This is a genomic window from Nocardia blacklockiae (assembly GCF_015477355.1).
In the GTDB taxonomy this organism is placed as follows: domain Bacteria; phylum Actinomycetota; class Actinomycetes; order Mycobacteriales; family Mycobacteriaceae; genus Nocardia; species Nocardia blacklockiae.
The window spans coordinates 468,277-493,702 of the sequence record NZ_JADLRJ010000003.1 but is presented as its reverse complement, the minus strand read 5'-3'; the positions used below and the strand labels follow the sequence as shown (position 1 = coordinate 493,702).

25 protein-coding genes and 1 pseudogene are annotated in these 25,426 nt (G+C 70.0%); 13 read left to right on the top strand and 13 right to left on the bottom strand.

Translation table 11 applies throughout. The features are described from left to right. Positions 1 to 116 precede the first annotated feature (116 nt). Positions 117 to 914: a VOC family protein gene (locus IU476_RS11770; protein WP_195099459.1), complete on the bottom strand. Its 798-nt coding sequence runs from the start codon at positions 912 to 914 to the stop codon at positions 117 to 119. 130 nt (positions 915 to 1,044) lie between these two features. Here IU476_RS11770 and IU476_RS11765 point away from each other — a divergent pair, with 130 nt between their 5' ends. The 4 genes and pseudogenes from IU476_RS11765 (at position 1,045) to IU476_RS11750 (ending at position 5,596) form a co-directional block, all read left to right on the top strand. Continuing rightward, entirely contained in the window at positions 1,045 to 1,734 is a 690-nt protein-coding gene (locus IU476_RS11765) for an SDR family NAD(P)-dependent oxidoreductase (RefSeq protein WP_195099457.1), read from the top strand. 37 nt (positions 1,735 to 1,771) lie between these two features. Next, a pseudogene (locus tag IU476_RS11760) lies at positions 1,772 to 2,800 on the top strand (S-adenosylmethionine:tRNA ribosyltransferase-isomerase). A 55-nt stretch (positions 2,801 to 2,855) separates the two neighbouring features. Further along, entirely contained in the window at positions 2,856 to 5,102 is a 2,247-nt protein-coding gene (locus tag IU476_RS11755) for a molybdopterin-dependent oxidoreductase (RefSeq protein ID WP_195099455.1), read from the top strand. Further along, positions 5,099 to 5,596, top strand: a complete 498-nt coding sequence (locus tag IU476_RS11750; RefSeq protein WP_195099453.1) for a winged helix-turn-helix transcriptional regulator — start codon at positions 5,099 to 5,101, stop codon at positions 5,594 to 5,596. Before IU476_RS11755 ends, IU476_RS11750 begins: the two co-directional genes overlap by 4 nt. Positions 5,597 to 5,605: 9 nt before the next feature. Here the strand turns inward: IU476_RS11750 and IU476_RS11745 are convergent, their stop codons facing one another. Beyond that, the gene (locus IU476_RS11745; RefSeq protein WP_195099451.1) at positions 5,606 to 6,046 is read right to left on the bottom strand and encodes a MarR family winged helix-turn-helix transcriptional regulator; all 441 of its coding nucleotides are present in this window, start codon (positions 6,044 to 6,046) and stop codon (positions 5,606 to 5,608) included. A 98-nt stretch (positions 6,047 to 6,144) separates the two neighbouring features. Here IU476_RS11745 and IU476_RS11740 point away from each other — a divergent pair, with 98 nt between their 5' ends. Continuing rightward, the gene (locus tag IU476_RS11740) at positions 6,145 to 7,659 is read left to right on the top strand and encodes an MFS transporter (protein WP_324194015.1); all 1,515 of its coding nucleotides are present in this window, start codon (positions 6,145 to 6,147) and stop codon (positions 7,657 to 7,659) included. A gap of 4 nt (positions 7,660 to 7,663) precedes the next feature. On the opposite strand, the gene IU476_RS11735 is transcribed toward IU476_RS11740, so the two are convergent. Both IU476_RS11735 and IU476_RS11730 read right to left on the bottom strand, forming a co-directional pair. Beyond that, positions 7,664 to 8,086 carry a tautomerase family protein gene (locus IU476_RS11735; protein ID WP_195099448.1) on the bottom strand — a complete coding sequence of 141 codons (423 nt, stop codon included), beginning with the start codon at positions 8,084 to 8,086 and terminating at the stop codon, positions 7,664 to 7,666. Between the two features lie 36 nt (positions 8,087 to 8,122). After that, positions 8,123 to 8,824, bottom strand: coding sequence for an SDR family oxidoreductase (locus IU476_RS11730; RefSeq protein ID WP_195099447.1), 702 nt, complete (start codon positions 8,822 to 8,824; stop codon positions 8,123 to 8,125). A gap of 133 nt (positions 8,825 to 8,957) precedes the next feature. Between IU476_RS11730 and IU476_RS11725 the strand changes: the two genes are divergently transcribed. Further along, positions 8,958 to 9,533, top strand: a complete 576-nt coding sequence (locus tag IU476_RS11725) for a TetR/AcrR family transcriptional regulator (RefSeq protein ID WP_195099446.1) — start codon at positions 8,958 to 8,960, stop codon at positions 9,531 to 9,533. 87 nt (positions 9,534 to 9,620) lie between these two features. On the opposite strand, the gene IU476_RS11720 is transcribed toward IU476_RS11725, so the two are convergent. Beyond that, positions 9,621 to 10,052 carry a hypothetical protein gene (locus IU476_RS11720; protein WP_195099445.1) on the bottom strand — a complete coding sequence of 144 codons (432 nt, stop codon included), beginning with the start codon at positions 10,050 to 10,052 and terminating at the stop codon, positions 9,621 to 9,623. Between the two features lie 148 nt (positions 10,053 to 10,200). On the opposite strand from IU476_RS11720, the gene IU476_RS11715 reads away from it, so the two are divergent. From IU476_RS11715 to IU476_RS11695, 5 genes are all read left to right on the top strand, one after another. Then, positions 10,201 to 12,507, top strand: a complete 2,307-nt coding sequence (locus IU476_RS11715; protein WP_195099444.1) for an FdhF/YdeP family oxidoreductase — start codon at positions 10,201 to 10,203, stop codon at positions 12,505 to 12,507. Positions 12,508 to 12,520: 13 nt separating this feature from the next. After that, complete coding sequence (gene fdhD, locus IU476_RS11710) at positions 12,521 to 13,372, top strand: formate dehydrogenase accessory sulfurtransferase FdhD (RefSeq protein ID WP_195099443.1); 852 nt, start codon at positions 12,521 to 12,523, stop codon at positions 13,370 to 13,372. 28 nt (positions 13,373 to 13,400) lie between these two features. Further along, on the top strand, positions 13,401 to 13,781 hold the full coding sequence (locus tag IU476_RS11705; protein ID WP_195099441.1) for a nuclear transport factor 2 family protein: 381 nt from the start codon (positions 13,401 to 13,403) through the stop codon (positions 13,779 to 13,781). A gap of 127 nt (positions 13,782 to 13,908) precedes the next feature. Continuing rightward, entirely contained in the window at positions 13,909 to 15,057 is a 1,149-nt protein-coding gene (locus IU476_RS11700) for a class II histone deacetylase (protein WP_195099439.1), read from the top strand. Positions 15,058 to 15,148: 91 nt separating this feature from the next. Continuing rightward, positions 15,149 to 15,679, top strand: a complete 531-nt coding sequence (locus IU476_RS11695) for a hypothetical protein (protein ID WP_195099437.1) — start codon at positions 15,149 to 15,151, stop codon at positions 15,677 to 15,679. A 200-nt stretch (positions 15,680 to 15,879) separates the two neighbouring features. On the opposite strand, the gene IU476_RS11690 is transcribed toward IU476_RS11695, so the two are convergent. After that, positions 15,880 to 16,338 (bottom strand): MarR family winged helix-turn-helix transcriptional regulator, encoded by a 459-nt coding sequence (locus IU476_RS11690; RefSeq protein WP_195099435.1) that lies wholly within the window; start codon positions 16,336 to 16,338, stop codon positions 15,880 to 15,882. A gap of 69 nt (positions 16,339 to 16,407) precedes the next feature. Here IU476_RS11690 and IU476_RS11685 point away from each other — a divergent pair, with 69 nt between their 5' ends. Together IU476_RS11685 and IU476_RS11680 are read left to right on the top strand one after the other, a co-directional pair. After that, positions 16,408 to 17,001 (top strand): TIGR03086 family metal-binding protein, encoded by a 594-nt coding sequence (locus IU476_RS11685; protein ID WP_195099432.1) that lies wholly within the window; start codon positions 16,408 to 16,410, stop codon positions 16,999 to 17,001. A gap of 125 nt (positions 17,002 to 17,126) precedes the next feature. After that, the gene (locus tag IU476_RS11680; protein WP_195099430.1) at positions 17,127 to 17,699 is read left to right on the top strand and encodes a carboxymuconolactone decarboxylase family protein; all 573 of its coding nucleotides are present in this window, start codon (positions 17,127 to 17,129) and stop codon (positions 17,697 to 17,699) included. 66 nt (positions 17,700 to 17,765) lie between these two features. Here the strand turns inward: IU476_RS11680 and clpX are convergent, their stop codons facing one another. The 7 genes from clpX to IU476_RS11645 all read right to left on the bottom strand — a co-directional run bounded on the left by clpX (position 17,766) and on the right by IU476_RS11645 (position 25,373). Then, positions 17,766 to 19,046 carry an ATP-dependent Clp protease ATP-binding subunit ClpX gene (clpX, locus tag IU476_RS11675; RefSeq protein WP_195099428.1) on the bottom strand — a complete coding sequence of 427 codons (1,281 nt, stop codon included), beginning with the start codon at positions 19,044 to 19,046 and terminating at the stop codon, positions 17,766 to 17,768. 319 nt (positions 19,047 to 19,365) lie between these two features. Continuing rightward, on the bottom strand, positions 19,366 to 20,034 hold the full coding sequence (locus tag IU476_RS11670; RefSeq protein ID WP_195099426.1) for an ATP-dependent Clp protease proteolytic subunit: 669 nt from the start codon (positions 20,032 to 20,034) through the stop codon (positions 19,366 to 19,368). 31 nt (positions 20,035 to 20,065) lie between these two features. Further along, positions 20,066 to 20,653, bottom strand: coding sequence for an ATP-dependent Clp protease proteolytic subunit (locus tag IU476_RS11665; RefSeq protein ID WP_195099424.1), 588 nt, complete (start codon positions 20,651 to 20,653; stop codon positions 20,066 to 20,068). 214 nt (positions 20,654 to 20,867) lie between these two features. Continuing rightward, positions 20,868 to 22,259 carry a trigger factor gene (gene tig, locus IU476_RS11660; RefSeq protein WP_369123134.1) on the bottom strand — a complete coding sequence of 464 codons (1,392 nt, stop codon included), beginning with the start codon at positions 22,257 to 22,259 and terminating at the stop codon, positions 20,868 to 20,870. 392 nt (positions 22,260 to 22,651) lie between these two features. Beyond that, the gene (locus tag IU476_RS11655; RefSeq protein WP_438943998.1) at positions 22,652 to 23,212 is read right to left on the bottom strand and encodes an FKBP-type peptidyl-prolyl cis-trans isomerase; all 561 of its coding nucleotides are present in this window, start codon (positions 23,210 to 23,212) and stop codon (positions 22,652 to 22,654) included. A gap of 67 nt (positions 23,213 to 23,279) precedes the next feature. Then, on the bottom strand, positions 23,280 to 24,767 hold the full coding sequence (locus IU476_RS11650; RefSeq protein ID WP_438943997.1) for a sensor histidine kinase: 1,488 nt from the start codon (positions 24,765 to 24,767) through the stop codon (positions 23,280 to 23,282). 132 nt (positions 24,768 to 24,899) lie between these two features. Further along, complete coding sequence (locus IU476_RS11645; protein WP_228823478.1) at positions 24,900 to 25,373, bottom strand: NUDIX hydrolase; 474 nt, start codon at positions 25,371 to 25,373, stop codon at positions 24,900 to 24,902. Positions 25,374 to 25,426: the final 53 nt, after the last annotated feature.

The following is a 25,426-nucleotide window of genomic DNA, read 5'->3' as shown; positions in this document are numbered from 1 at the left end:
ACACCCGCGCCCAACCCAGCCGCCTCGCGCACAATCACCCCTGACCACACCCCCAACCCAGCCGCCCAAGCCGCCTCGCGGACAACAGCCCTGACAACGCCCGCCCAACCCGGCGCTCAGGACTTGTTGCCACCCAGGCGGAAACCCACGCCGGTGGGGTCGGCGACCGCCGCCATCCGCCCGTACGGCGTGTCCTCGGGCTCCTGCCGCACCGAGCCGCCCAGCTCCCGCACGGCTTTCACGGCGGCGTCGACGTCGGCCACACCGAAGTAGACCTGCCATCCGCCCGGCACCTCGACCGGCGCGAACACCGAGGTGTCCATGATGCCGCCGAGCATCGGCGTGGTGGAATGGATTGTGGTGTAACGGAATTCCGCCGCGTCGGAGATCGTGAACGGGTCCTGCCAGCCGAATGCGGTGCGGTAGAAGTCCAGCGCCGCCGGATAGGCGGAGGTGTGCAGCTCGAACCACGACGGCACGCCGACGTGCTCACTCCACTCGCCCCCGCTGACGGTCCCGAGCGCACCGAATCCCGGGTGGGCACCCGGCTGCCAGACGCCGACCTCGGCCCCGCCGGGATCGGTGACGACGGCCATGCGGCCTTGGTCGGCGACGTCCATCGGGGGCATTGTCACCTGCCCGCCGTTCGCGGTGACCGCGTCGGCGGTGGCCTGGGCGTCCGGGGAGTTGAGGTAGACGGTCCACCGGTCCGGGCCGTCGGCGCCGCCCTCGTTGCGCATCCCGCCCGCGACGGGCTTGCCGTCCTTGCTGAAGATGATGTACCCGCCCATTTCCGGCCCGCTGCGCTCGGCGGTCCAGCCGAGCAGTTCGCCGTAGAACGCGATGGCGCGGTCCGGGTCGGCGGTGAACAGATCCACCCAGATGGGATCGCCGGGCTTGAAGGTGTAGGACATGGTCGCTCCTCGTCGGTGGTTGCCGGTCACCACTTGGGACGACGCGGCGGCCGGAAACTCATCGCCGGATCCGGCGCGAAATCACGCCCGCCCTTGACCCGAAGTATGGTTCAGGTTCGACGATGGGGGCATGAACAACCCGAGAACCGCTCTCGTCACGGGAGCCTCCGCCGGCCTGGGCCGCGCCACGGCCCTGGCACTGGCGGCACGCGGGTGGGATCTGGTCCTCACCGCCCGCCACCTCGACCCGCTCGTCCGCGTCCGCGACGCGACCGGAGCCATCGCGCTCACCGGCGACGTCGCCGATCCCGCCCATCGCGCCCGGCTCGCCACCGTCATCGCCGAACTGGCGCGACTGGACCTGGTCGTGAACAACGCGAGCGCGCTGGGACCGAGCCCGATGCCGCGCCTGGCGGACTACCCGCCCGCCGACTTCGCCGCCGTACTGTCCACCAATGTCGTTGCGCCGCTGAGCATCCTGCAAATGACGCTGCCGAGACTGCGCGCCACCGGCGGCACGGTCGTCGACATCAGCTCCGACGCGGCGGTCAACGCCTACCCGGGCTGGGGCGGCTACGGCGCGTCGAAGGCGGCGCTGGACCACCTCACCGCCACCTTCGCCGCCGAGCACCCCGACCTGCACGTCTACAGCTTCGATCCCGGCGATATGCGCACCGCCATGCACCAGGCCGCGTGCCCCGGCGAGGACATCTCCGACCGGCCGGAACCGGAGACGGTCGTCCCGGCGCTGCTGCACCTGATCGACACCCGGCCGCCCAGCGGCCGCTACCTCGCCGCCGAACTGCCGGTGGCGCACTGACTCCGCGCCGCGGAACAACGAAAAGAGGTACAGCGCGATGACTGTGGCGCTGGAGGAATTCACCGTACCCGCCGAGCGGGCGGCCACCGCACCGCCGGAGGCCCGCGGCCTCGCCCGCGACCTGGTCCGGATGCTGGTCGCCGACCGCGGGACCGTCACCCACGCGAGATTCCGCGAGCTGCCGCGCTTCCTGCGCGCGGGCGACCTGGTGGTGGTGAACAATTCGGCGACCCTGGCCGCCGCCGTCGACGCCCGCTATCGCGGGCATCCCACCGTCGTGCACGTCGCGGCGGCGCTCGACGACGGCGGCTGGGCCGTCGAACTGCGGTCACCGCAGGGCATTCCGTTCACCGCCGCCGATCCCGAGCCGGGCGCGCACGTCGAGCTGCCGGGCGCGACGGCCGTGCTGCGGGCGCCCTGGCTGCCGCCGGGCCGCCGACTGTGGATCGCCGACATCGACGCCGACGTCCGTCGGCTGCTCGCCGCCCACGGCCGCCCGATCACGTATTCGTATGTGACACAACGCTGGTCGCTGGACTACTACCGCACGGTGTTCGGCCGCGAACCCGGCAGCGCCGAAATGCCCAGCGCGGCCCGCCCGTTCACCGATCGCCTGGTGACCGACCTGATCGCCGCTGGAGTGCAGCTCGCCCCCATCACCCTGCACACCGGCGTCTCCTCTCCCGAGTCGGGGGAGCCGCCGAGCCCGGAGCGCTACGTCGTGCCGGAATAGACCGCGCGACTGGCGAATTCGACACACGACAACGGCGGCCGGGTCATCGCCGTGGGCACCACGGTGACCCGCGCCCTGGAGTCCGCCACCGGCCCCGACGGCCGGGTACGCCCCGCCGCGGGCTGGACCGACCTGATACTCGGCGCCACCCGACCGGCCCGCGCGGTGGACGGCCTGATCACCGGCTGGCACGAACCGGGCGCCTCCCACCTGCACCTGCTCGAAGCCGTCGCCGGAGCGGCCACAGTCACCGAGGCCTACCGCGCGGCTCTGGACACCGGCTACCTCTGGCACGAGTTCGGCGACAGCGCCTTGCTGTTCCGAGAGCCCTGATCTTCGTCCCACCATATGGGTAGCGTTTGTGAACCCACTGTCGTAGGCTCCCTCCATGACCGAGTGGCAGCCCACCGCGTGCATCCTCTGCGAGTGCAATTGCGGCATTCAGGTCCTCGTCGGGGCCGACGGCCGTTCCTTCGAGAAGATCCGCGGCGACAAGCTGCACCCCGCCTCCGCGGGCTACACCTGCAACAAGGCGTTGCAGCTGAACCACTATCAGAACGGGCGCACCGGCCGCCTGACCGCGCCGCTGCGCCGCCGCGCGGACGGCAGCTTCGAGGAAATCGACTGGTACACCGCGATTTCCGACATCGCCGAGCGCCTGGGCGGCATTCGCGACGAGCACGGCGGGGAATCGATCTTCTACTACGGTGGCGGCGGCCAGGGCAATCACCTGGGCGGCGCGTACGCCCCGGCCACCATGGCCGCCTACGGCATGCGCTACCGGTCCAGCGCGCTGGCCCAGGAGAAGACCGGCGACTTCTGGGTGGGCGCGCGGATGGCCGGGCATCCGGTGCGCGCCGACGTCGAGCATGCCGAGGTCGCGCTGTTCGTCGGGAAGAATCCGTATCAGTCGCACGGCTTTCCGCGCGCCCGCACGGTCCTCAAGGAGATCGCCCGCGACCCGGGCCGCTGCCTCGTCGTGCTCGATCCGGTGCGCACCGAGACCGCCGAACTCGCCGAGTTCCACCTGCAACTGCGCCCCGGCACCGACGTGTACCTGCTCACCGCGATGGCCGCGATCCTGCTGCGCGACAACCTGATCGCGCACGACTGGCTGGCCGAGCACGCCGAGGGCGTCGACGAAGTGCTCGCGGTGCTGAAGACGGTCCCGATCGAGAAGTACTGCGCCATCGCCGATGTCGACCTCGACCTGGTCACCGCGGCGACCCACCGCATCGCGCGGGCGTCGTCGGTCGCCGCGCTGGAGGACCTCGGCGTACAGATGAACCGGTACTCGACGGTGGTGAGCTATGTCGAGAAACTGGTGTGGCTGCTCACCGGCAATCTCGGCAAACCCGGTACTCAGTACGCCTTCTCGGGTCTGGCCGCGCTCGGCCACGACCGCGGCCACCCCGCCGACGCCGGACCGCGCAGTCCGGTCGCGGGCGCGCGGATCGTCAGCGGCCTGGTGCCGTGCAACGTGATCAGCGAGGAGATTCTCACCGACCACCCGGCCCGCTACCGCGCCATGGTGGTGGAGAGCGCGAATCCCGCGCATTCCCTGGCAGATTCGGCGCGCATGCGGGAGGCGCTGGCCGCGCTGGACCTGGTGGTCGTGATCGATGTGGCGATGACCGAGACCGCGCGGCTGGCCGACTACGTGCTCCCCGCGCCGACGCAGTTCGAGAAGTACGAGGCGACGTTCTTCAATTTCGAGTTCCCGCGCAACGTTTTCCAGCTGCGCCACCCCGTACTGCCCGCGCCCGCGAACGTGCTGCCGGAACCGGAGATCCACGCCCGCCTCGTCGAGGCTTCGGGCGCGCTGACCGACGACGACTACGCCCCGCTGCGCGGCGCGCTGGCCCAGGGCCGCGAGGCCTTCGCGATGGCGTTCCTGGGCATCCTCGCCGATCGGCGCAAGGCGAAACTCGCACCGGTGCTGCTGTATCGGACGCTGGGCCCCACCCTGCCCGACGGCGCCGCCGCGGCCGCGATGCTGTGGGCCGCCGCCTACAACTGCGCCCGCAAGAATCCGAAGGGCGTCGAACGGGCCGGCTACGGCACCGGCCCGGCAGCCGGGGAGCGGCTGTTCGAGGCCATCCTCACCGGCAAGCACGGCGTGGTCATCACCGACGACGACGTCGAGGAGACGTGGAACCGACTGCGCGACGGCAAGGTTCGCCTCGACATCCCCGAACTGCTGGCCGTCGTCGCCGATCTCCCGGAGCCGGAACCGGATCGGGAGTGGCCGTTCGTGCTGGCCGCCGGCGAACGCCGGGCCTTCACCGCCAACACGATCATGCGAGACCCGCAGTGGCGCAAGCGCGACGGCGGCGGCGCGCTGCGCATCAGCACCGCCGACGCGCAACGGCTCGGCCTGTCCGCCGGCGACCGCGTCCGCGTCACCACCCGCCGCGGCAGCACCGAGGTGCCCGTCGAACCCACCGACCGGATGCGCTCCGGACACCTGGCGCTGCCGAACGGCCTGGGGCTCATCGTCTTCGACGCCGACGGCACGATCCTCACCAGCGGCGCCGCGCCGAACGAGCTGACCGCCTACGATTCCCGCGACGAATGGGTCGGCACCCCGTGGCACAAGTACGTGCCCGCCCGGATCGATACGGTGGTCGCATGAAGCGCACCACCTTCGCCCACTGGCCGTGCTCGGTCGCCCGCACCGTCGACCTGATCGGCGACTGGTGGACGCCGCTGGTGCTGCGCGAGGCCTACTACGGCACCACCCGATTCGACGACTTCGAACGGGTACTGGGCTTGAGCCGCAACATCCTGACCCAGCGCCTGACCCGCCTGGTCGAGGAGGACATGCTCGAGCGGGTCCGCTACCAGGAGCGGCCCGCCCGCTACGAGTACCGGCTCACCGACAAGGGCCGCGACTTCTTCCCGGTGCTGCTCGCCATCATGCGCTGGGGCGACCGCTGGGTGGCCCCCGAGGCGGGCCCGCCGGTCGTCCTGCGGCATGATGCCTGCGACCACGACACGCACGCCGAGGTGGTCTGCTCCCACTGCCGCGAGCCACTGCGCTACGGCACACTCACCCCGCGGCTGGGCCCGGGATTCCCCGACCACTACCGCGAAACAGCCTTGGCCACAGGACGTTTCACCGACTGAGCGCGGCCCCTACTCCTCCGCCGCCTCCAATTTCGGCACCAGCCGCTCCAGCATGCCCTCGAGCTGCCGCTCCTCCGCCGGCGACAGCTCGGCGAGCGCCTTGTAGGCCCGCACCTGCGAGCCGCGAATTCGCTCAGCCAGCTCCCGCCCCGCGTCGGTGGCGGCGAGGTACTTCACCCGCCGATCCGCCGGATTGACCGTGCGCCGGACCAGGCCGCGCGACTCCATCCGATCCGCGACGCCGGTCAGATTCGACGGATCGCAGGCCAGCCGGCCCGCGAGCACGCGCATGGGCAGTTCGGCCGGCGGCTCGTTCAGGGCCAGCAGCAGCTTCGCCTGCGTCAGCGTCAGACCGTGGTCCTCGGCCGCGGTCAGGAAATCGTGCAGGTAGGCGGACACGAATCGCGAGATCAGCACCGCGAGCGTGCTCTGCGTCGTGGCCGGTGTCATACCCCGGATTCTACCGCCACGTTTGACAACCACGATCTTTGAACCTTTAGATGCTTGAAGACCTCAAACATATCTGTCTTCAAGCACTGGAGGTGCCCGTGACGGAGCGCAAGGGCTCGCTGCTGACCGGCGTCCTGGCCTTCGCGGCGATGATCGTGACGGTGATGCAGACCCAGGCCGTGCCGATCCTGGGCCTGATCGCCGCCGACCTGCGCGTCTCGACGACCTCGGTGAGCTGGGTGACCACCGCGACGCTGCTGTCCGCGGCGGTGTGCACGCCGCTGCTGGGCCGCATCGGCGACCTGTACGGCAAGAAGCCGACGCTGCTGTTCGTGCTGGTCGTCGCCGCGATCGGGTCGGCCGTCTCCGCGCTGGCCGGTTCCCTGGGCGTGCTGCTCGCCGGGCGGACGCTCCAGGGCGTGGCGACGGCGATCTTCCCGCTCGCGCTGGCGATGCTGCGCGAGGAGGTCCCGGCCGCGCGGCTGCATCACGCGATGGCGATCGTGAGCGGCACCCTCGGCTTCGGCGGCGGGCTGGGCCTGGTGGCCACCGGACTGCTGACCAAGGGCAGCGATCCGGACTATCACGTCGTCTTCTGGTTCACCGCCGCGCTGTCGGTGCTGGCGCTGCTCGCGGCCGTGGTGGCCGTGCCGTCCACGGGCAAGCGGCATCCGGGCAGCGTGGATCTGCCCGGCGCGCTCACGCTGGGCGGGTTCCTCGTGCTGTTGCTGCTGCCGATCTCGCAGGGACACGAGTGGGGCTGGACGTCGGTCACGACGCTGGGCTGCCTGGCGGCGTCGGTGGTGTGCGCCGTCGCGTGGGTGGCCGTCGAGCGCCGGGTACCCGCGCCGCTGGTGGATCTGCGGATGTTCACCCACCGCCCCGTGCTGTTCACCAACCTGTCCGGGATGTTCGTCGGATTCGCGATGTTCCTGCTGTTCATGGGCATTTCGTATCTGGCCCAGATGCCGCGGCACGTCGCCGGATACGGATTCGAGGCGTCGATCCTGCGGGCCTCGGTGGAGTACCTGCTCCCCACCGCGCTGGCGTCGATGGCCGCCGCGCCGGTCGGCGGCCTGCTGGTGGGGCGGCTCGGCGGCCGCCGGGTGCTGGTGCTCGCGGGCCTGGTCGGCGTCGCCGGGTTCGCGTGGCTGGCCCTCGCCCACGACGCGACCGCGACGGTGATCTGGGCGGGCGTCGTGGTCGGTGTGTCGATCAGCCTCGCCTACGCGGCCATGCCGGCGCTCATCGCGGGCGCGGTGCCGCATCATCAGAGCGGCATCGCCAACGGCATCAACTCCATCTCCCGCACGGTCGGCAGCTCGCTCGGCAGCGCCATCATCACCACGCTGCTGACCGCCAAACTGCTACCCCGATTGCCGCTGCCCGAGGAAGGACAGTTCACCATCGCGTTCTGGGTGGGCGCGGGCGCTTGTGCCGCAACGGTTCTCGCGGCACTGTTCGGACTGCGGCCGGAGCAGGTCGGCGAGAGCGCCAGCGGGACGAGTAATTCCGAAGCCGACTCGAACGCCCCCGCGGAACACCCGGCCCATTCGCAGGCTGTCGCAAGCGCGGCCGCATCGAACACCGCTGCCGCGCCGGGCACGAGGTAGCGGCTCAGTAGGGAGCGGGCTTATTCGTTCGGGCCCAGACCTTCTCGGCTTCGGTGCCGGGCCCGGGCGGGAACAACCCGGCGATCATCCACAGGTCGCGCGGCGACTCGTAGGTGTGAAATTCCCAGTGCAGCCCGCGCTCTCGCGTGTAAGGCTCCATGATCGAGTTCAGTCGCTCGGTCGAGCGTTTGCGCAGGGCCGGGTCGTCCAGATGGCGGGCCAAGTGCTCCACCACGATCCGCACGGTATCGGCGGACGGGCGGCCGCCGACGTAGAACGCGGACTCCGCGACCTCCTCGAACAGGACGACCACGTAGAACTCCGGTAGCCCGAAACTCGTGTAGAACTGCGTGATGTCGGCGGCGAAGGCCTGTTTGTCGCTGTCGGAGTAGGTGTTCGCGGGATGGTAGATGCGCCACAGCGGCATCGGCGTGCCTTTCGTGAGAGACGGTGCGGGACAGGGTCAGCGGGCGATCGGCAGGGCCAGGCTTTCCACGGGCCCGGCCAGCGCCGCCTTCACCCGCCGGGACACGTCGTCCACCAGCACCTCGGCGTCGCCGGCCGCTACACCGTCGAAAACCGCGGCGGCGACCTGGCGCGGCTCCGTCTTCTCGACGGCGAGCCGCCGGACCATGTCGGTGTCGGCGAACCCGAGATGCACGCCCACCACCTGCGTTCCCTGCGCCGCCAGCTCCAGCCGCAGCGAATTGGTGAGCGACCAGAACGCGGCCTTGGAAGCGCCGTACGCCGCCGCGCCCGCACCCCACGACAGCACCGAGTGGATGTCGACCAGCGCACCGCCGCCGTTGGCCGCCAGCACCGGCGCGAAGGCCTGCGCGACCCGCAGCGGGCCGAAGACGTTGGTCTCGAAAGTGGCTACGACATCGGCCATTTCGGCGGTCAGCAGCGGGGCGGGACGCAGCACGCCCGCGTTGTTGACGACGATCTCGGCGTCCCCGGCTCGCGCGGCCGCGGCCGCCACGGACTCGGGATCGGTGACGTCGAGCGCGAACGATTCGACCCGCGAGTCCTCGGCGGGCCGCGGCGACCGCGCGGTCGCGTAGACCTTGGCCGCGCCGCGCCGCAGCAACTCCTCGACGAACGCCTGCCCGAGCCCGCGCTGCCCGCCGGTCACCAAAGCCACCGCGCCTTCGATTCTCGCCATATCCCAGCCTCTTTCGCGTTGTCGGTCCGCAAGACTTTTAGATTATGCTCATCATCTAAACGGATGCGCAAGACTGGGAACCGCCGATCGCTCGCCGCGCAGGGCGGGTGACGGCCCGACGGAAGGAGGGTCCGTGCCGCGAACGTCCAAGGCACAGGCGCAGGCGCACCGCAGGGAAGTGCTCGACGCGGCCGCGGCGCAGGTCCGCGAACGCGGTGCCGGCGCGGTGACCGTGCCCGAGGTGATGGCCGCCGCGGGCCTGACACACGGCGGCTTCTACCGGCACTTCGAGTCGAAGGACGACCTGATCGCCCAGGCCTGCGCGGTCGCGTACGCCGAGAAGATCGAGGAGATGGACCGCATCCGCGCCGACAGCGCGGACGCCGCCGAGGCCCGCCGCACCTTCGTCGACCGGTACCTGTCGGCCCGCCACCGCGACGCCGCCGGGCGCGGCTGCGGGATCGCCGCGCTGGCCGGGGATGTCGCCCGCGCCCAGCCCGACGGGCCGCTGCGGCAGGCCTACCTCGACGGCATTCGCACGATGCTCGGCAAGCTCGCCGAATTCGGCGAACACGAAGCGGCCGACCACGAGGTCCTGGTCGAACTCTCGGTCATGGCGGGCGCCCTCATGCTGTCCCGCGCCACCGCCGACGACGCGCTGTCGCAGGAATTCCTCGACGCCGCCAAGGAATTCCTGCTCGGCGAGTAAGTTTGCCCTCGTGCGGACTCGGATGCCCGCGAACGAACCCGCTCGCAGGCTCAGCTTCCCTAGGCGAACGGCGTGTGGGTCGGGGTGCTAGCCGCCGAAGACGCCGCACCCGAAGCCGAGTGGGACGCCCTGGCCGACGCTCAGCGTCAAGGGGGCGGGCGGGAGTTCGGCGGGCTGGCCGTCCTGGACCGCGGTGAGGGTGTGCGGGCCCTGGGTGGCGGGGATCCAGCCGGTGAGTGCGTACGCGCCGGCGGGGCGGACGCGGCCGATCGGGACGCCGTTGTCGAAGAAGGTGACCGGCGCGGCGGCGTCGTCGACGAAGGCCTGCACGGTGTAGCGGCAACCGGTGCCGTAGTTCGTCGCGCGGCCGACGCTGAGGTCGGCGGTGGCGCCGAGCCGGGTCACCGACGCGTCGGCGGGCTGGGCCGCGAGCAGCGCGAACGCCGCGGCGGCGACCGCGCCCGCGGCCACCGTGCCCGCGCGCCCGGCAACTCGGCGGGTCGAAGTCTTGGAGTTCATGGGCATCTGTACCTCGTCGTACTCGGTGCGCGGTCCCCGGCACCATACCGCGTAAGCTTCAGCATTCGGGACGGTTTGTGCCGCCACTGCTCCCGCCGGTCACAGCCGGTTCGATCGACGGATCCGTCGAGGCAGGAGGACGAGACGCATGCATCGCAAGGCGCCGACACAGGACATCGACGAGGCCGACCTCACCGTCACCCCGCCCAAGGACGAGGCGGCCGGTCTGACCGCGGTAGCGGTCGCGCTGGATCGCGGCGTGGAGGAGATGGGCCTGATCCGCACGGGCCGCACCCTCGCCCGCCTCAACCAGCGCAACGGTTTCGACTGCCCGAGTTGCGCGTGGCCCGACCCGACCGGCCCGCGCCGAGTCGCCGAATTCTGTGAGAACGGCGCGAAGGCGGTCGCCGAAGAGGCCACCCTGCGCACGGTCACCCCGGAGTTCTTCGCCGCGCACTCGATCGCCGACCTGGAGACCAAGTCCGGGTACTGGCTCGGCCAGCAGGGCCGCATCACCGAGCCCATGGTGCTGCGCCCGGGCGACACCCACTACTCCCCCATCTCCTGGGACGACGCCTACCGCCTGATCGCCGACGCGCTGCGCGAGCTGGACACCCCGGACCAGGCCGTCTTCTACACCTCCGGCCGCACCGCCAACGAGACGGCGTTCCTGTACCAGCTGCTGGCCCGCTCGTTCGGCACCAACAACCTGCCCGACTGCTCGAACATGTGCCACGAATCCTCGGGCGCGGCACTGACCAGCTCGATCGGCATCGGCAAGGGCTCGGTCTCGATCGACGACTTCCCCAAGGCCGACCTGATCCTCATCGCCGGGCAGAATCCGGGCACCAACCACCCGCGCATGCTCAGCTCCTTGCAGCACGCGAAGAAGCACGGCGCGCGGATCATCGCGGTCAACCCGCTGCCCGAGGCGGGGCTGCTCGGCTTCCGCGACCCGCAGACGGTGAAGGGCTACACCACCGGCGTCCGCATCGCCGACGACTTCCTGCAGATCCGGCTCGGCGGCGACATGGCGCTGTTCCAGGGCCTGGGCAGACTACTGCTCGAGGCCGAGGACCGCGCACCCGGCACCGTCGTCGACCGCGCGTTCGTCGACGCGCACACCGCGGGCTTCGCCGAGTACGAAAAGCACCTGCGCGCAGTGGATCTCGATGTCGTCGCGGAGGCGACCGGACTGAGCCGCGCCGAGCTGGAGCACACCGCGGAGCTGCTGGCTCGATCGAAGGCCACCATCATGTGCTGGGCGATGGGCCTGACCCAGCAGCGCTACGGCGTGCCCACCATCGAGGAGGCCACCAACCTGTTGCTGCTGCGCGGCATGATCGGCAAGCCCGGCGCCGGCGTGTGCCCGGTGCGCGGCCACTCCAACGTGCAGGGCGACCGCACCATGGGCATCTGGGAACAGATGCCCGAAACCTTCCTGGCCGCACTGGATTCCGAGTTCGGCATCACCGCGCCGCGCGAACACGGCTGGGACACCGTCGATGCCATCCGCGCCATGCGCGACGGCCGGGCGAAGGTGTTCTTCGCCATGGGCGGCAACTTCGTCTCCGCCACCCCCGACACCGAGGTCACCGAGGCGGCGTTGCGCGGCTGCGCGCTGACCGTGCACGTCTCGACCAAACTCAACCGCAGCCACGTCGTGCACGGCCGCACCGCGCTGATCCTGCCGACCCTCGGCCGCACCGACGAGGACCTCTCCCCCACCGGCGCCAAACAGCGCGTCTCGGTGGAGGATTCGATGTCGATGGTGCACCTGTCGACCGGCCGGCTGCGGCCGGTGAGCGAGCACCTGCGCAGCGAGGTCGCCATCGTCTGCGAACTCGCCCTGGAGCTGTTCGGCCCCGATCACCCGGTGCCGTGGACGGAGTTCCGGCGCGACTACGACCGCATCCGCGACGCGATCTCGCACGTGGTCCCGGGCTGCGCCGACTACAACGCGAAGGTCCGGCAGCGCAACGGTTTCCAGCTCCCGCACCCGCCGCGCGACGCCCGCGAGTTCCGGACCGCCACCGGCAAGGCCAATTTCGCGGTCAACGAGATGCGCTGGCTGCCGGTGCCCGAGGGCCGGCTGATCCTGCAGACGCTGCGTAGCCACGACCAGTACAACACCACCATCTACGGCCTCGACGACCGCTACCGCGGCATCCACCACGGCCGCAAGGTGGTGCTGGTCAACCCCGAGGACATCACCGCGCTCGGCTTCGCCGACGGCGACCTGGTGGACCTGATCTCGGAATGGACCGACGGCATCGAACGCCGCGTCGACGGGTTCCGGCTGGTCGGCTACTCCACCCCGCGCGGGAACGCCGCCGCCTACTACCCCGAAACCAACCCGCTCGTGCCGCTGGACCATGTGGCGGAACGATCGAACACCCCGGTCTCCAAGGCCGTGACGATCCGCCTGGAGCCCCATACCCACGCCGCACCATGAGCGAGGCCGACCGGTGAGCAGAGTCACGGCACGACGGAAGACGCTTCGAGTCACCCCCGGCGGGCAGATCCGGCGGCCGGACACCCTGGCCGTCGAGGAGCCCCTGGAGCTGCGCGTCGACGGGCAGTCGCTCACCGTCACCATGCGCACGCCCGGCAGCGACATCGATCTCGCGCACGGATTCCTGTTGAGCGAGAACATCATCGGCGCGCCCGAGGACATCGTCTCGGCCCGCTACTGCGCGGGCACCGACGCGAACGGGCAGAACACCTACAACGTGCTCGACATCCAATTGCGCACGCCCACACCGGTGCTCGCGCGCAACTTCCTCACCACCAGCGCCTGCGGACTGTGCGGCAAGACCGCGCTGGACGAGGTCCGCACCCGGACGCGCTTCCCGCTGCCCGCCGGGTCGCCGCTCGTGGACACCGACGTCCTGGCCGCCCTGCCCGCCGAACTGCGCTCGCGCCAAACGGTTTTCGACGCCACCGGTGGACTGCACGCGGCGGGGCTGTTCACCGCCGACGGCACCGCGCTCGCCGTGCGCGAGGACGTCGGACGGCACAACGCGGTGGACAAGGTGATCGGCTGGGCCCTGCGCGAGAACCGGGTCCCCGCGCACGATCTCGTCCTGGTGGTCAGCGGCCGCGCGTCCTTCGAGCTGGTGCAGAAGGCCGTCATGGCGGGCATCCCCGTACTGGGCGCGGTGTCGGCCCCCAGTTCGCTGGCCGTCGATCTGGCCGACGAGTCCGGGCTCACCCTGGCCGGTTTCCTGCGCGGGGACACCATGAACATCTACACCGGAGCCGATCGGTTGCGCTTTCCGGACACCACCGCCGCGAACGGTGCTACGCTGCGCAACTAGAACACGTTTCAATTCAGTGGGAGTGTCCATGGCAGCGCAGCAGATTCGCGAGTCGGTCGAACGGTACGTGCAACTGGTGGGCACCGGCCCGACCGCGGAGATCCTGGCGCTCTACGCCCCCGACGCCGTCATCGAGGATCCCATCGGCAGCGAGCCGCGCCGCGGGCACGCCGCCATCGGCGAACTCTACGACGCCCTCGCGCAGCTCCAGCGGAAGACCGAACTGCACGCCGTCCGCGCCACCGACCGCCACGCCGCGGTCTCCTTCACGCTGGTGACCGAGGCGGGCGGCACCCGCATGACGCTGTCCCCCATCGACGTGATGGAGTTCGACGACGAGGGCCGCATCACCAGCATGCGCGCGTACTGGGGACCCGACGACGCGAAGATCGACCCGATCGAGGGCTGAGACCGACTCCCGGCGTTCCGGTTGCGGAGCGGTCGCCGGTGTGTCTCCATTGAGGAGCTTCGTCGCTCGATGAAGTGCGATTCACCGCCGGCGACCTGCCGAGTCGCCGGCTCCTAGGAGCTCCACCATGACAACTGGCTACGTCTGGAACACCGTCTACGGGTGGGCCGACACCGGCTCGGGCAGCCTGTTCCCCGCCGACGCCACCGCCGGCCTGCAACCGATCGGCCACCACCTCGCGCACCCCGACACCAAGCGGCGCTTCCACGAACTCGTCGCGGTCTCCGGCGTGCTGGACCGGCTCCGGTCGATCCGGGCGGTCCCGGCCACCGAGGCCGACATCCTGCGCGTGCACACCGCGGCCCACCTGGAACGCATCAAGGCCGAGAGCCTGCAACCCAAGGGCGGCGACGCCGGGGACGGCTGCTCGGCGTTCGGCCGCGGCGGCTACGAGATCGCGGCCCTGTCGGCCGGCGGGGCGATCGAACTGGTCAAACAGGTCGTCGACCGCACCGTGGACAACGGCTACGCGCTGGTGAACCCGCCCGGCCACCACGCGACGCGCGCCACCGGCATGGGCTTCTGCCTGTTCAACAACATCTCGATCGCCGCCGCGTACGCGAAAGAGGTGCTGGGCGTGCGGCGGATCGCGATCGTGGACTGGGATGTCCACCACGGCAACGGAACTCAGGACATCTGGTACGACGACCCGTCGGTGCTGACCGTCTCGATCCACCAGCACCTGTGCTTCCCGCCGAATTCCGGATTCCGCCAGGAGCACGGCACCGGCGACGGGCACGGGTACGCGCTCAACGTCCCGCTCCCGCCCGGCAGCGGCGACGCCGCCCACCTGCACGCCGTGGACCGGATCGTGGCGCCCGCGCTGCACGCGTTCCGGCCCGAACTGATCCTCGTCGCTTCGGGTTTCGACGCGAGCATCCTCGATCCGCTGGCCCGGCAGATGGTCACCAGCGCCGGATTCCGGCAGCTCACCGGCAAACTGCTGGACCTGGCCGCGCGGCTGTGCGACGGACGGATCGCCTTCGTCCAGGAGGGCGGGTACAGCCCGCACTACGTGCCGTTCTGCGGGCTGGCGGTGCTGCGGGAACTGCTCGGTGAGGAATACGTCGACGATCCCTACACGCCGATCGTCAGCACGCAGGGCGGCGACGTACTGCTCGACCACGAGGCGGCGGCCGTCGAGGCGGCGGTGCCGCTGCTGGCGGTCCTGGAACGCGACGCCCAGCAATCCGGCGAGCTGACCGCCACGTCCTGAGCGCTTCCCGTCCGCCGCCCCCTTGTCCACACCGAATGTCCGGTTTACCGTGGGCAGCATCCGATGTGGGGGCGGCGAACGGGAGGGTCCGATGCGGATCTCGGTGCAGCGTGCGGGCGACAATCTGCGGGTGCGGATGCGATTGGACGTGAACCGCCGGCGCTGGCTGGTCACGACGATCGGGCTGTGGATCCTGGCGGTGGTGGGCGCGGTCACCGGCCTGTGGGCGGTCCTCGCCCCGGCCGCGTGGTTTCGCGCCTACCCCGGTCTCGGACTGAACTGGGTCGCAGCCGACGGGCCCTTCAACCACCACCTCTCCGCGGATGTCGGCGCGTTTTTCCTGGCGCTGGCGGCCGTCTCCGGGGCGGCGCTGTACTACGGCGACAGCCTGCTCGCCCGGGTCGCCGGCCTGGGCTGGCTGGTCTTCGGCGTACCGCACCTGATCTACCACGCCGTCCACCAGCCGGACGGAATGTCCACGGGCAACTACGTTTTCAGCCTCGTCGCGGCCCTGCTGCTCCCCGCCGTGGGCGCCGCCGTGCTGTTCGCCGCCCCGCGCGAACGCATCCAACTCCGCGACCCCGCCCCCTTCACCATCCGCCTCCCAGGCCGCAAACGCTGACCACTGCCCAAAAATACTTCTCGCTGGGCGATGAACTTTCCTGCCCCGCTCCGTCGTAACAAGTGAAGCCGCCCAGGCGATTTCCGGGACATACGGGATAAAGGTTCAACGGCGAACCACGGGGGATCAACGGCGATCCCCGGCAACGGGCGCGGCCGGCATGCCGGCCGTCACCGCTTCCGCACCGGACACCGGCAGCGTCACGCCGAGGTGACGTCCCCGCCGATGATGTCGTCGCGCGAGAGGGCGGCGAGGGTGGCGAGGGAGTTGAGGAAGCCGCGGCGGTCGGCGGCCGGTAGCCGACGGAGCAAGCGCTCCTCCATGGCCTGGATGTCGGCCTGCGCGGCCTCGGCCAGCGCCCGCCCGCGCGAAGTCACCGCGAGCAGCCGGGCGCGCCGGTCCGCGGGATCCGGGCGGCGCTCGATCAGACCGCGCTCCTGCAGATCGTCGAGGATCGGGATGATGCGCGTCTTGTCCGCGCCGATCTCCTCCGCCAGCACACCCTGACCGCGCGCGGGACCGCGCCCCAGCGCCAGCAGCACCGAGTACGCCCACATGCTCAGCCCGTGCGAGTCCAGAATCGGCCGCTCGGCCGCCATGAGGGCGCGGCCGAGCGGCGCGATCATCGCCGCCAGATCGGGTCGCTCCGTCTTCCCCATGCCGACAAACCTACGTGGTTTCAAATAGTAAGCATGGACATATGATATGTGTGCGCTTACTATCTACACATGCCTGATATTCGAGATCTGAACCGGCGCGCCGTCGACTACAGCGTCGAGATCGTCGCCGCCATGAAGCCCACCGACCTGGATCGGCCCACCCCCTGCTCCGCCTGGACCTTCGGAGAACTGCTGGCGCACATGACCGTTCAGCATCGCGGCTTCGCCGCCGCCGCTCGCGGCCACGGGGCCGACGAGGCCGTGTGGGAGGCCGGGCCGCTCGCCGACGACCCGGCCGCCGCCTACGCCGCAGCCGCCGCTGACGTGGTCGCCGCCTACGCCGAGCCGGGCGTGCTCGAGCGCGACTTCGCCCTCCCGGAGTTCGGCCCCGGGGTCACCGTCCCCGGTAGCCAGGCCATCGGCTTCCACTTCATCGACTACGTCGTGCACGGCTGGGACGCGGCCCGCGCCCTCGGCATCCCGTACCACCTCGACGACGACCTCGCCGGCCCCGCACTGGAAATCGCCCTCGCCGTCCCCGACACCGAACAGCGCGAACAACCCGGCTCCCCCTTCGCCCGCGCCCTCCCCACCCCGGACTCCTCCCCCGCCCTCGACCGCATCCTCCGCGCCCTGGGCCGCTCCCCTTCCTGGCCGAACTGATCCCGGCGGAAAGCACGCCGGGAATCGACGGGACGCTGGGCAGTGATCGCCTTCACACCTCCGTACCCGTCACGCCGCACCCCCATCTCTCGTCCAAGGGTTAGACCCCCTCGGAAGGAGAGATCATGAGCAGCACCCGAATTCCCGCCGTCGCCCCGGAGCAGGCGGGGTTGTTCACGCGGCTGATGTACTGGTACAGCAAGCGACGGTTCGGGGAGGTGCCGGAACCGTTCGCGGTGGCGGCCAACCATCCCAAGCTGCTGGCCGCGACCGCGGTGCACGAGGGCATGGTCGAAAAAGCTTGCGGCGCATTGCCATTCAATATCCGGGAGATCGCGGTCTACCGGGTGGCGTGGACGGTGGGCTGTTCCTGGTGCGTCGACTTCGGCGCCATGCTCATGCGCCTGAGCCATCTCGACGTCGACAAGCTCGAGCACATCGCCGACTTCGAGACCTCGCCCTCGTACACCGACGACGAACGCGCCGCCATCGCCTACGCCGACGCCATGACCGCCACCCCCACCACGGTCACCGACGAGCAGGTCACCGACCTGCGCAAGCGATTCGGCACCGCGGGCCTCATGGAACTGACCTACCAGATCGCCCTGGAGAACTCCCGCGCCCGTAGCTACTCGGCCCTCGGCATCACCGCCCAGGGCTTCAGCACGGATTCCTGCCGAGTCCCCTGGGCACGGTAGGGGCTCGAAAACGCCGTCAGCCCACCGCAATAGAGCGGTGGGCTGACGATCGGGCGGGAAAAGCTCTTACGCCGACTTCTCGCGGCGCTCCTGCGGCTGGCGCTTGCGGGGCACGATGGTGGGGAGCACGTTGTCGTTCACGGTGTCGGCGTTGACGACCACCTTGGCGACATCGTCGCGGCTCGGGATGTCGTACATCACCGGCAGCAGCACTTCCTCCATGATGGCCCGCAGGCCGCGGGCGCCGGTGCCGCGCAGGATCGCCTGGTCCGCGACGGCCTCGAGCGCGTCGGTGGTGAACTCCAGGTCCACCCCGTCCATCTCGAACAGCCGCACGTACTGCTTCACGAGCGCGTTCTTCGGCTCGGACAGGATCCGCACCAGCGAGTCCTTGTCCAGGTTGGTCACCGAGGCGACGATCGGCAAGCGGCCGATGAACTCGGGGATCAGCCCGAACTTGATCAGATCCTCGGGCATGACGTCGGCGAAGTGGTCGGCGGTGTCGATCTCGGTCTTGGAGCGCACCTCCGCGCCGAAACCGATGCCGCGCTTGCCGACCCGGTCCTGCACGATCTTCTCCAGCCCGGCGAACGCACCCGCCACGATGAACAGCACGTTCGTGGTGTCGATCTGGATGAACTCCTGGTGCGGGTGCTTGCGGCCGCCCTGCGGCGGCACGCTGGCCTGGGTGCCCTCCAGGATCTTCAGCAGCGCCTGCTGCACGCCCTCGCCCGACACGTCGCGGGTGATCGAGGGGTTCTCGCTCTTGCGGGCGATCTTGTCGACCTCGTCGATGTAGATGATGCCCGTCTCGGCGCGCTTCACGTCGTAGTCGGCGGCCTGGATCAGCTTCAGCAGGATGTTCTCGACATCCTCACCCACGTAGCCGGCTTCCGTCAGCGCCGTCGCGTCGGCGATCGCGAAGGGGACGTTCAGCATCTTGGCCAGCGTCTGCGCCAGATAGGTCTTGCCGCAGCCGGTCGGACCCAGCATGAGGATGTTGGACTTGGTCAGCTCGACGGGCTCGTTGCGGGAGTCGCGGCCCTTGTCCCCCGCCTGAATTCGCTTGTAGTGGTTGTACACCGCCACGGCGAGCGTGCGCTTGGCGGTGTCCTGCCCGATCACGTACTGCTCGAGGAAGTCCCGGATCTCCGCCGGTTTGGGCAGCTCGTCGAGCTTGACCTCGCTGGACTCGGCCAGCTCCTCCTCGATGATCTCGTTGCACAGATCGATGCACTCGTCGCAGATGTACACCCCTGGTCCCGCAATGAGCTTCTTGACCTGCTTCTGGCTCTTTCCGCAGAACGAGCACTTGAGCAGATCGCCGCCATCACCGATGCGCGCCATCTCGTGGGTCCCTACTTCCTTGTCCGCGTGCAACCGTCTGTCCAGCTGCCGACAAGCCGCCTTCCGAACAACGCTACCCGCCGCACATCGATCAGTGTCCGACCCGATCCGATTTCCAACGCTTTTCGGCAGTGTCGCTCGGGTCTCCGGCGGTGCCGACAACCTCTGAGCAAAGGTCCCTAGAGTGACCGTACCCGGTAGATCCGACGGAGGTCGACAACTCGAGCATGTTTCTCATGTGAGCCTCCCGCCGCCGCAGCCCATATTGCCATCGCGACGGGTACTCGCGCGGCGATACCGGACGACGGGAGGCGGGTAATCACTTCTTCTGCGCGCTGAGCTTGCGGTACTCGAACACCTGGTCGATGATGCCGTACTCGCGGGCTTCCTCGGCCGTCAGGATCTTGTCCCGGTCGGTGTCCTTGCGGATGGTGTCGGAGTCCTTGCCCGTGTGGCGAGCCAGGGTCACCTCCATCTGCCGGCGCATGCGCTCGATCTCGGCGGCCTGGATCTCCAGATCCGAGACCTGGCCCTGGATGCCACCCTCCAGCGACGGCTGGTGGATCAGCACGCGGGCATTGGGCAGGCAGGCGCGCTTGCCGGGCGTGCCGGCGGCCAGCAGCACCGCGGCGGCCGAGGCGGCCTGGCCCAGGCAGACGGTCGCGACATCGGCGCGGACGTACTGCATGGTGTCGTAGATGGCCATCAGCGCGGTGAACGAGCCACCGGGCGAGTTGATGTACATGGTGATGTCGCGGTCGGGATCCAGCGACTCCAGCACCAGCAGCTGCGCCATGATGTCGTTGGCCGAGGTGTCGTCCACCGTGGCGCCGAGGAAGATGATGCGCTCCTCGAACAGCTTGTTGTAGGGGTTGGACTCCTTGACACCGAAGCTCGAGTGCTCGATGAACGAGGGCAGGATGTAGCGCGCCTGCGCACCTGCCGGGGCGGTGCCGGTCAGGCCGGCGCGGGGGTCGATGAGAGTCATCTCTGTCTCCAAAGGTTCTCGAGGCGGTGAGCTAGTTGGCGGTGCCGTTGGCCTGGCGGGCGTGGGTGATCACGCTGTCGATGAAGCCGTACTCCAGGGCCTCCGCGGCGGTGAACCAGCGGTCGCGGTCGGCATCGGCCGTCACCTGCTCGATCGATTTGCCGGTGTGGTGCGCCTGCAGCTCGTTCAGTTCCCGCTTGGTGTGGGCGAACTGCTCGGCCTGAATGGCGATGTCCGCGGCCGAGCCACCGATACCGGCCGACGGCTGGTGCATCATGATCCGCGCGTGCGGCAGCGCGTAGCGCTTGCCGGGTGCGCCGGCGGTCAGCAGGAACTGGCCCATCGAGGCGGCCAGGCCCAGACCGAAGGTGGAGATGTCGCACTCGACCAGCTGCATGGTGTCGTAGATGGCCATGCCGGCGGTCACGGAACCACCCGGGGAGTTGATGTAGAGCGAGATGTCGCGCGTCGGGTCCTCGGCCGACAGCAGCAGGATCTGGGCGCACAGCTTGTTGGCGATGTCGTCGTCGACCTGGGTGCCCAGGAAGATGATGCGCTCGCGCAACAGACGCTCGTACACCGAGTCACTGAGGTTGAGCCCAGCGGTCGGCGATGTCATGACCGGCTTGGCCCCATCAAAAGCGACAGCCTCATTGATTGTCACGGATACCTGCCCTCTCTCACCGGCTCGGTGCTCGCAAGCACGGCCATTAACGATTCGCTTGCACAAACCCTAACGAAGCAGGGCGGCACCGAACTCCCGGTACCGCCCGCACTTCGCTCACAGCGCAACACCGGCAACCGCACCGGGCGCCGGCGCCGCGCGCATCCGACTACTCCGCGTTGGCGCCGGCCTTCTCCGCCGACTCCTGCTCGGCCGTCTCCGGCTCGGCGTCGGAATCGTCGGGGCTGCCGAACATTTCGGCGGTGTCGACGGTGTTGCCGTCGGTGTCGGTGACCTTGGCCTGGCCGACCACGGCCGCCAGCGCCTTGCCCCGGCGCACGTCGGCGAAGATGGCGCCCAGCTGGCCGGCCTGCTGCACCTGCTGGATGAACTGCTCCGGCGACATGCCGTAGCGCTGCGCCTGGAACAGGATGCGCTCGGTCAACTCCTGCTGACCGACCTCGGTGTTCTCGGCCTCGGCGATGGCGTCCAGCAGCAGCTGGGTCTTCACCGACTTCTCGGCGGCCTCCTTGGAGTCCTTGTCGAACTCCTCGCGCGAGGAGCCCTGCGCCTCGAGGGCCTCGGCGAACTTGGCCTCGTCGTGGTCGAAGCCGTGCACGGCGTCGTGCAGCACGGCGTCGATCTCGCCCTGCACCGCGCCCTCGGGCAGCGGCACCTCGGTCTTCTCCAGCAGCGCCTCGAGCACCTTGTCGCGGATCTCGCCGGCCTGCTGCACCTTCTTGCCCTGCTCGACGCGCTTGCGCAGGTCGGCCTTCAACTCGTCGATGGTGTCGAATTCGCTGGCCATCTGGGCGAATTCGTCGTCGGCCTCGGGCAGCTCGCGCTCCTTGACCGAGTTCACCTTGACGGTGATGACCGCCTCCTTGCCGGCGTACTCGCCGGCGACCAGCGTGGAGGTGAAGTCCTTGGACTCCTCGGCCGACATGCCGGTCAGGGTCTCGTCCAGGCCCTCGATGAGCTGGCCCGAGCCGACCTCGTGCGACAGGCCGGTGGTCGAGGCCTCCTCGACCGGCTCGCCGTCGACGGTGGCGGCCAGGTCGATGGAGACGAAATCGCCCTCCTGGACCGGGCGCTCGACGCCCTTGAGGGTGCCGAAGCGCTGCCGCAGCGACTGCAGCTGCTGCTCGATGTCCTCGTCCTCGACCGAGATCGGGTCGACGGTCACCTCGATGGTGGAGTACTCGGGCAGGGTGATCTCGGGGCGGACGTCGACCTCGGCGGTGAAGGCCAGCTCCTGGCCGTCCTCGATCTTGGTGATCTCGATCTCCGGGCGGCCGATGACCTGCACCTCGGAGGCGTCGACGGCCTCGCCGTACTTGGTCGGCAGCGCGTCGTTGACGACCTGCTCGAGGATCGCGCCGCGGCCCAGGCGGGCCTCCAGCAGCTTGGCCGGAGCCTTACCCGGGCGGAAGCCGGGAATGCGCACCTGCTGGGCCAGCGCCTTGTAGGCCTTGTCGAAGTCCGGCTTCAGCTCCTCGAAGGGCACCTCGACATTGATGCGGACCCGGGTCGGGCTCAGCTGCTCGACGGTGCTCTTCACGGACATGCTCCTTGTTCGTTGTTCTCTGGGTTGACGTCGTCGGTTCCCCCCGATCGCATCCCGCCCAGCCTAGTCGACCTGCGTGAGCGCCCTGCAATCCACCTCGCCATCCACCACTGTCCACCCCACATTCGGCCCCGCCGAGTCATCCCCCGGCGTGGCCGACCGCACTCCCAGCAGGGCGTGATCCTCACTCCCCAGCAGGCGATCCACGCTCCCGGCAGGCGTCCTCGCTCCGACAGGGAATCCTCACTCCCAGCGGGCGTGCTCGCTCCCCGGCAGGAAGTCCTCACTCTCCGGCAGGCGTCCTCGCTCCCGCAAGAAGTCCTCACTCCCCGGCAAGCGACACTTCCGACAGGGAATCCTCACCCCCGGCGCGCTTTTCGCCGGGGTCAGCCGCCGACCTTCACCGCGTCGGTCACGAAGACCAGGGTCTCGTTGGGCTTGACGCCGTTGCCGCCGCGGCCGTAGCCGAGGTTCGGCGGGATGATCAGCAGGCGGCGGCTGCCCTCGGTGATCCCGGCCAGGCCCTGGTCCCAGCCGGGGATGACCTCGCCCGCGCCGAGGGTGAGCGGGAAGGGCTGGCCGCGGTCGAACGAGCTGTCCAGCTTCTGGTGGTCCGACCAGGTGACCAGCGTGTAGTTCATGGTCAGCTGCTGACCGGCCTGCGCGGCCGGGCCGGTGCCCACCACCAGGTCCTTGGTGATCAGCTGCTGCGGCGGGTCGCAGTCGTCGGGGATGGTGATGGTCGGGGCCTCGCCGAAGCCGCCGGTGGTCTTCACATCGTCCGCGGTGCATTCGCGCCCGTGCTGCTGCGGCGCGGCCTGCGGCTGCGAAGACGCCGCCGACGCGGTCGTGGACGACGCCGTCTCGGACTTGTCGTCACTCCCGCACGCGGCCACCGCGAGTACCGCGGCCGCGACCATTCCGGTCGACACGATCCTGCCCACCATGCCCATCCGCGCTCCTCCTCGAATTCCGACCGCGCCACCACGACGGCAGCGGGTTGCCGCGCCGAACCTACACGCCGCCTCGCGGCAGCACCACGGTGAAGGTCGCGCCGTGCCCCGGCTCGCTGGCCACGCTCACGCGGCCGCCGTGTGCTGTCACCAGGGCTTGCACGATGGAGAGGCCCAGGCCGGTGCCGCCGCTGGCGCGGGTGCGGGAGGAGTCGGTGCGGTAGAAGCGCTCGAAGACCTTCGACGCCGCCTCGGGTGTGAGGCCGGGGCCCTGATCGGACACGTCGATGCGCACCTCGTCGGCGCCCGGGGTGAGCCGGACGGTGACCGGGGTGCCGGGCGGGGTGTGCGCGAGGGCGTTGCCGAGGAGGTTGCCCAGCACCTGCCGCAGCCGGTCCGCGTCACCGTCCACCTCCAATGTGCCGGTGCCAGAAGCGATGTCGAGCGAGATCGGGCGCGACCCGCCGGGCTCGCGGGCCGCCATGGCCTGCGCGCTGTGCACGGCGTCCCCGGCCAGCGACAGCAGATCCACGGGCTGGCGTTGCAGCGGGCGCTGCGCGTCCAGGCGGGCCAGCATCAGCAGGTCCTCCACCAGCAGGCCCATCCGCTCCGCTTCGGCCTCGACCCGCTCCAGCACCAGGTGCGGATCCTGGCTGGCGCCTTGGCGATACAGTTCGGCGAAGCCGCGGATCGTGGTCAAGGGCGTGCGCAGCTCGTGGCTGGCGTCGGCGACGAACTGCCGCATCTTGGCCTCCGAGCGCCGCGCCGACTCCTCCGACGCCTCGGTCGCGGCGACGCCGTGCTGGATCTGCGCCAGCATCGAATTCAGCGACTGCGCAAGGTGATCCACCTCGGTGTCGACGCCGCGCACGGGCACCCGGCGGCTCAGGTCACCGGCGGCGATGGCGGCGGCCGTCTCCTCCACCTGCCGCAGCGGGCGCAGGCTGTGGCGCACCACCACGTAACCGCCCACGGCGAGCACCAGCAGCGCGGCCGCGCCGGTGCCGCCTTCGAACACCAGCAGTCGCGACACGGTCTCGCGGTTGTCGTCCAGCGACAGCGCGATGGTGGTGGAGCCGTACTGGTTGCCGGTGGTGAGCACCCGCCATTTCGTCGACGAACCGTCCGCCGAGCCGACCGTCACGGGCGTGCCGACCGGCACATCCGAGAGGTCGGGTCCGTTCGCGGGCGCCGGGCGGCCGATGTCGTAGACCTGCCCGTCGGGGGATTTGCGGAGTTCGTAGAAGTTGCGCGGCTGGTCCGTGGGACCGGGTTCGCGTGTCGGGGGCGCGGGCAGATCGGCCGGAACCCAGATCGTGCCCTGCGCGGACGTGATCTGCCGCATGGGATGGGGCTTCGCCCAGGTGTGGGAGGAATCGTAGAGCTGTTCGTCGGTCCGCGCGGTCAGCGACCGCGACAGCGCCGAGGTGACCGCGAACCCGGAGGCGACCAGCACCACGCCCGCCAGCAGCACCATCGCGACGACCAGACCGATCCGCAGCGGAATCGCCGAGACGCGCCGGGCGAGCGCCTGCCGTACGCCCGTCACGCCGGTCGTCCGCTGCGGGCCGCGGGCCGGGCCGAGTCTGCTTCGTTCACGCACCCCATCTCTACCGGGCCACGCTGAGAGATCGCTGGAAGCGGACTGGGCGTTTTCTGCGCGCGACTCAGGAGTCTCGGGTCAGGCGTCGCTCAGCTGCTCGGCGAGGCGCGCGAGGAACGGCCGCTGCCCAGTCACCAGCTTCTCGGACGCGGTGGCGAGATCGAACCAGGCCGCACGGTCGATCTCGGGGAACTGCCGAATCTTGCCCGAGCGCGGCGGCCACTCCAGTTCGAAGGTGCCCGGCACGATCCGCTCGGGATCCAGGTCGCCCTCGACCGCCCAGGCCCGCACCTGCTTCTTGCCGCGGCCGCTGCCGTATCCCGCCTCGCCCAGGGCGACCCACTCGCCGTCGGGCACGGGCAGGCCCAGTTCCTCGGTGAACTCCCGGCGCGCGGCGAGTCGCGCGTCCTCCGTCTCCGGGTCGTACTCGCCCTTCGGGATCGACCAGGCGCCGGCGTCTTTGCGCGCCCACAGCGGCCCGCCCATGTGACCCAGCAACACCCGCACCTCGGGCTCGCGGTGGAACACCAGGACTCCGGCGCTGTATTTCATGCGCACAGTGTGCCGGACGGGGGTGACACCGCCGCACGATCGGCCGAGCGGCA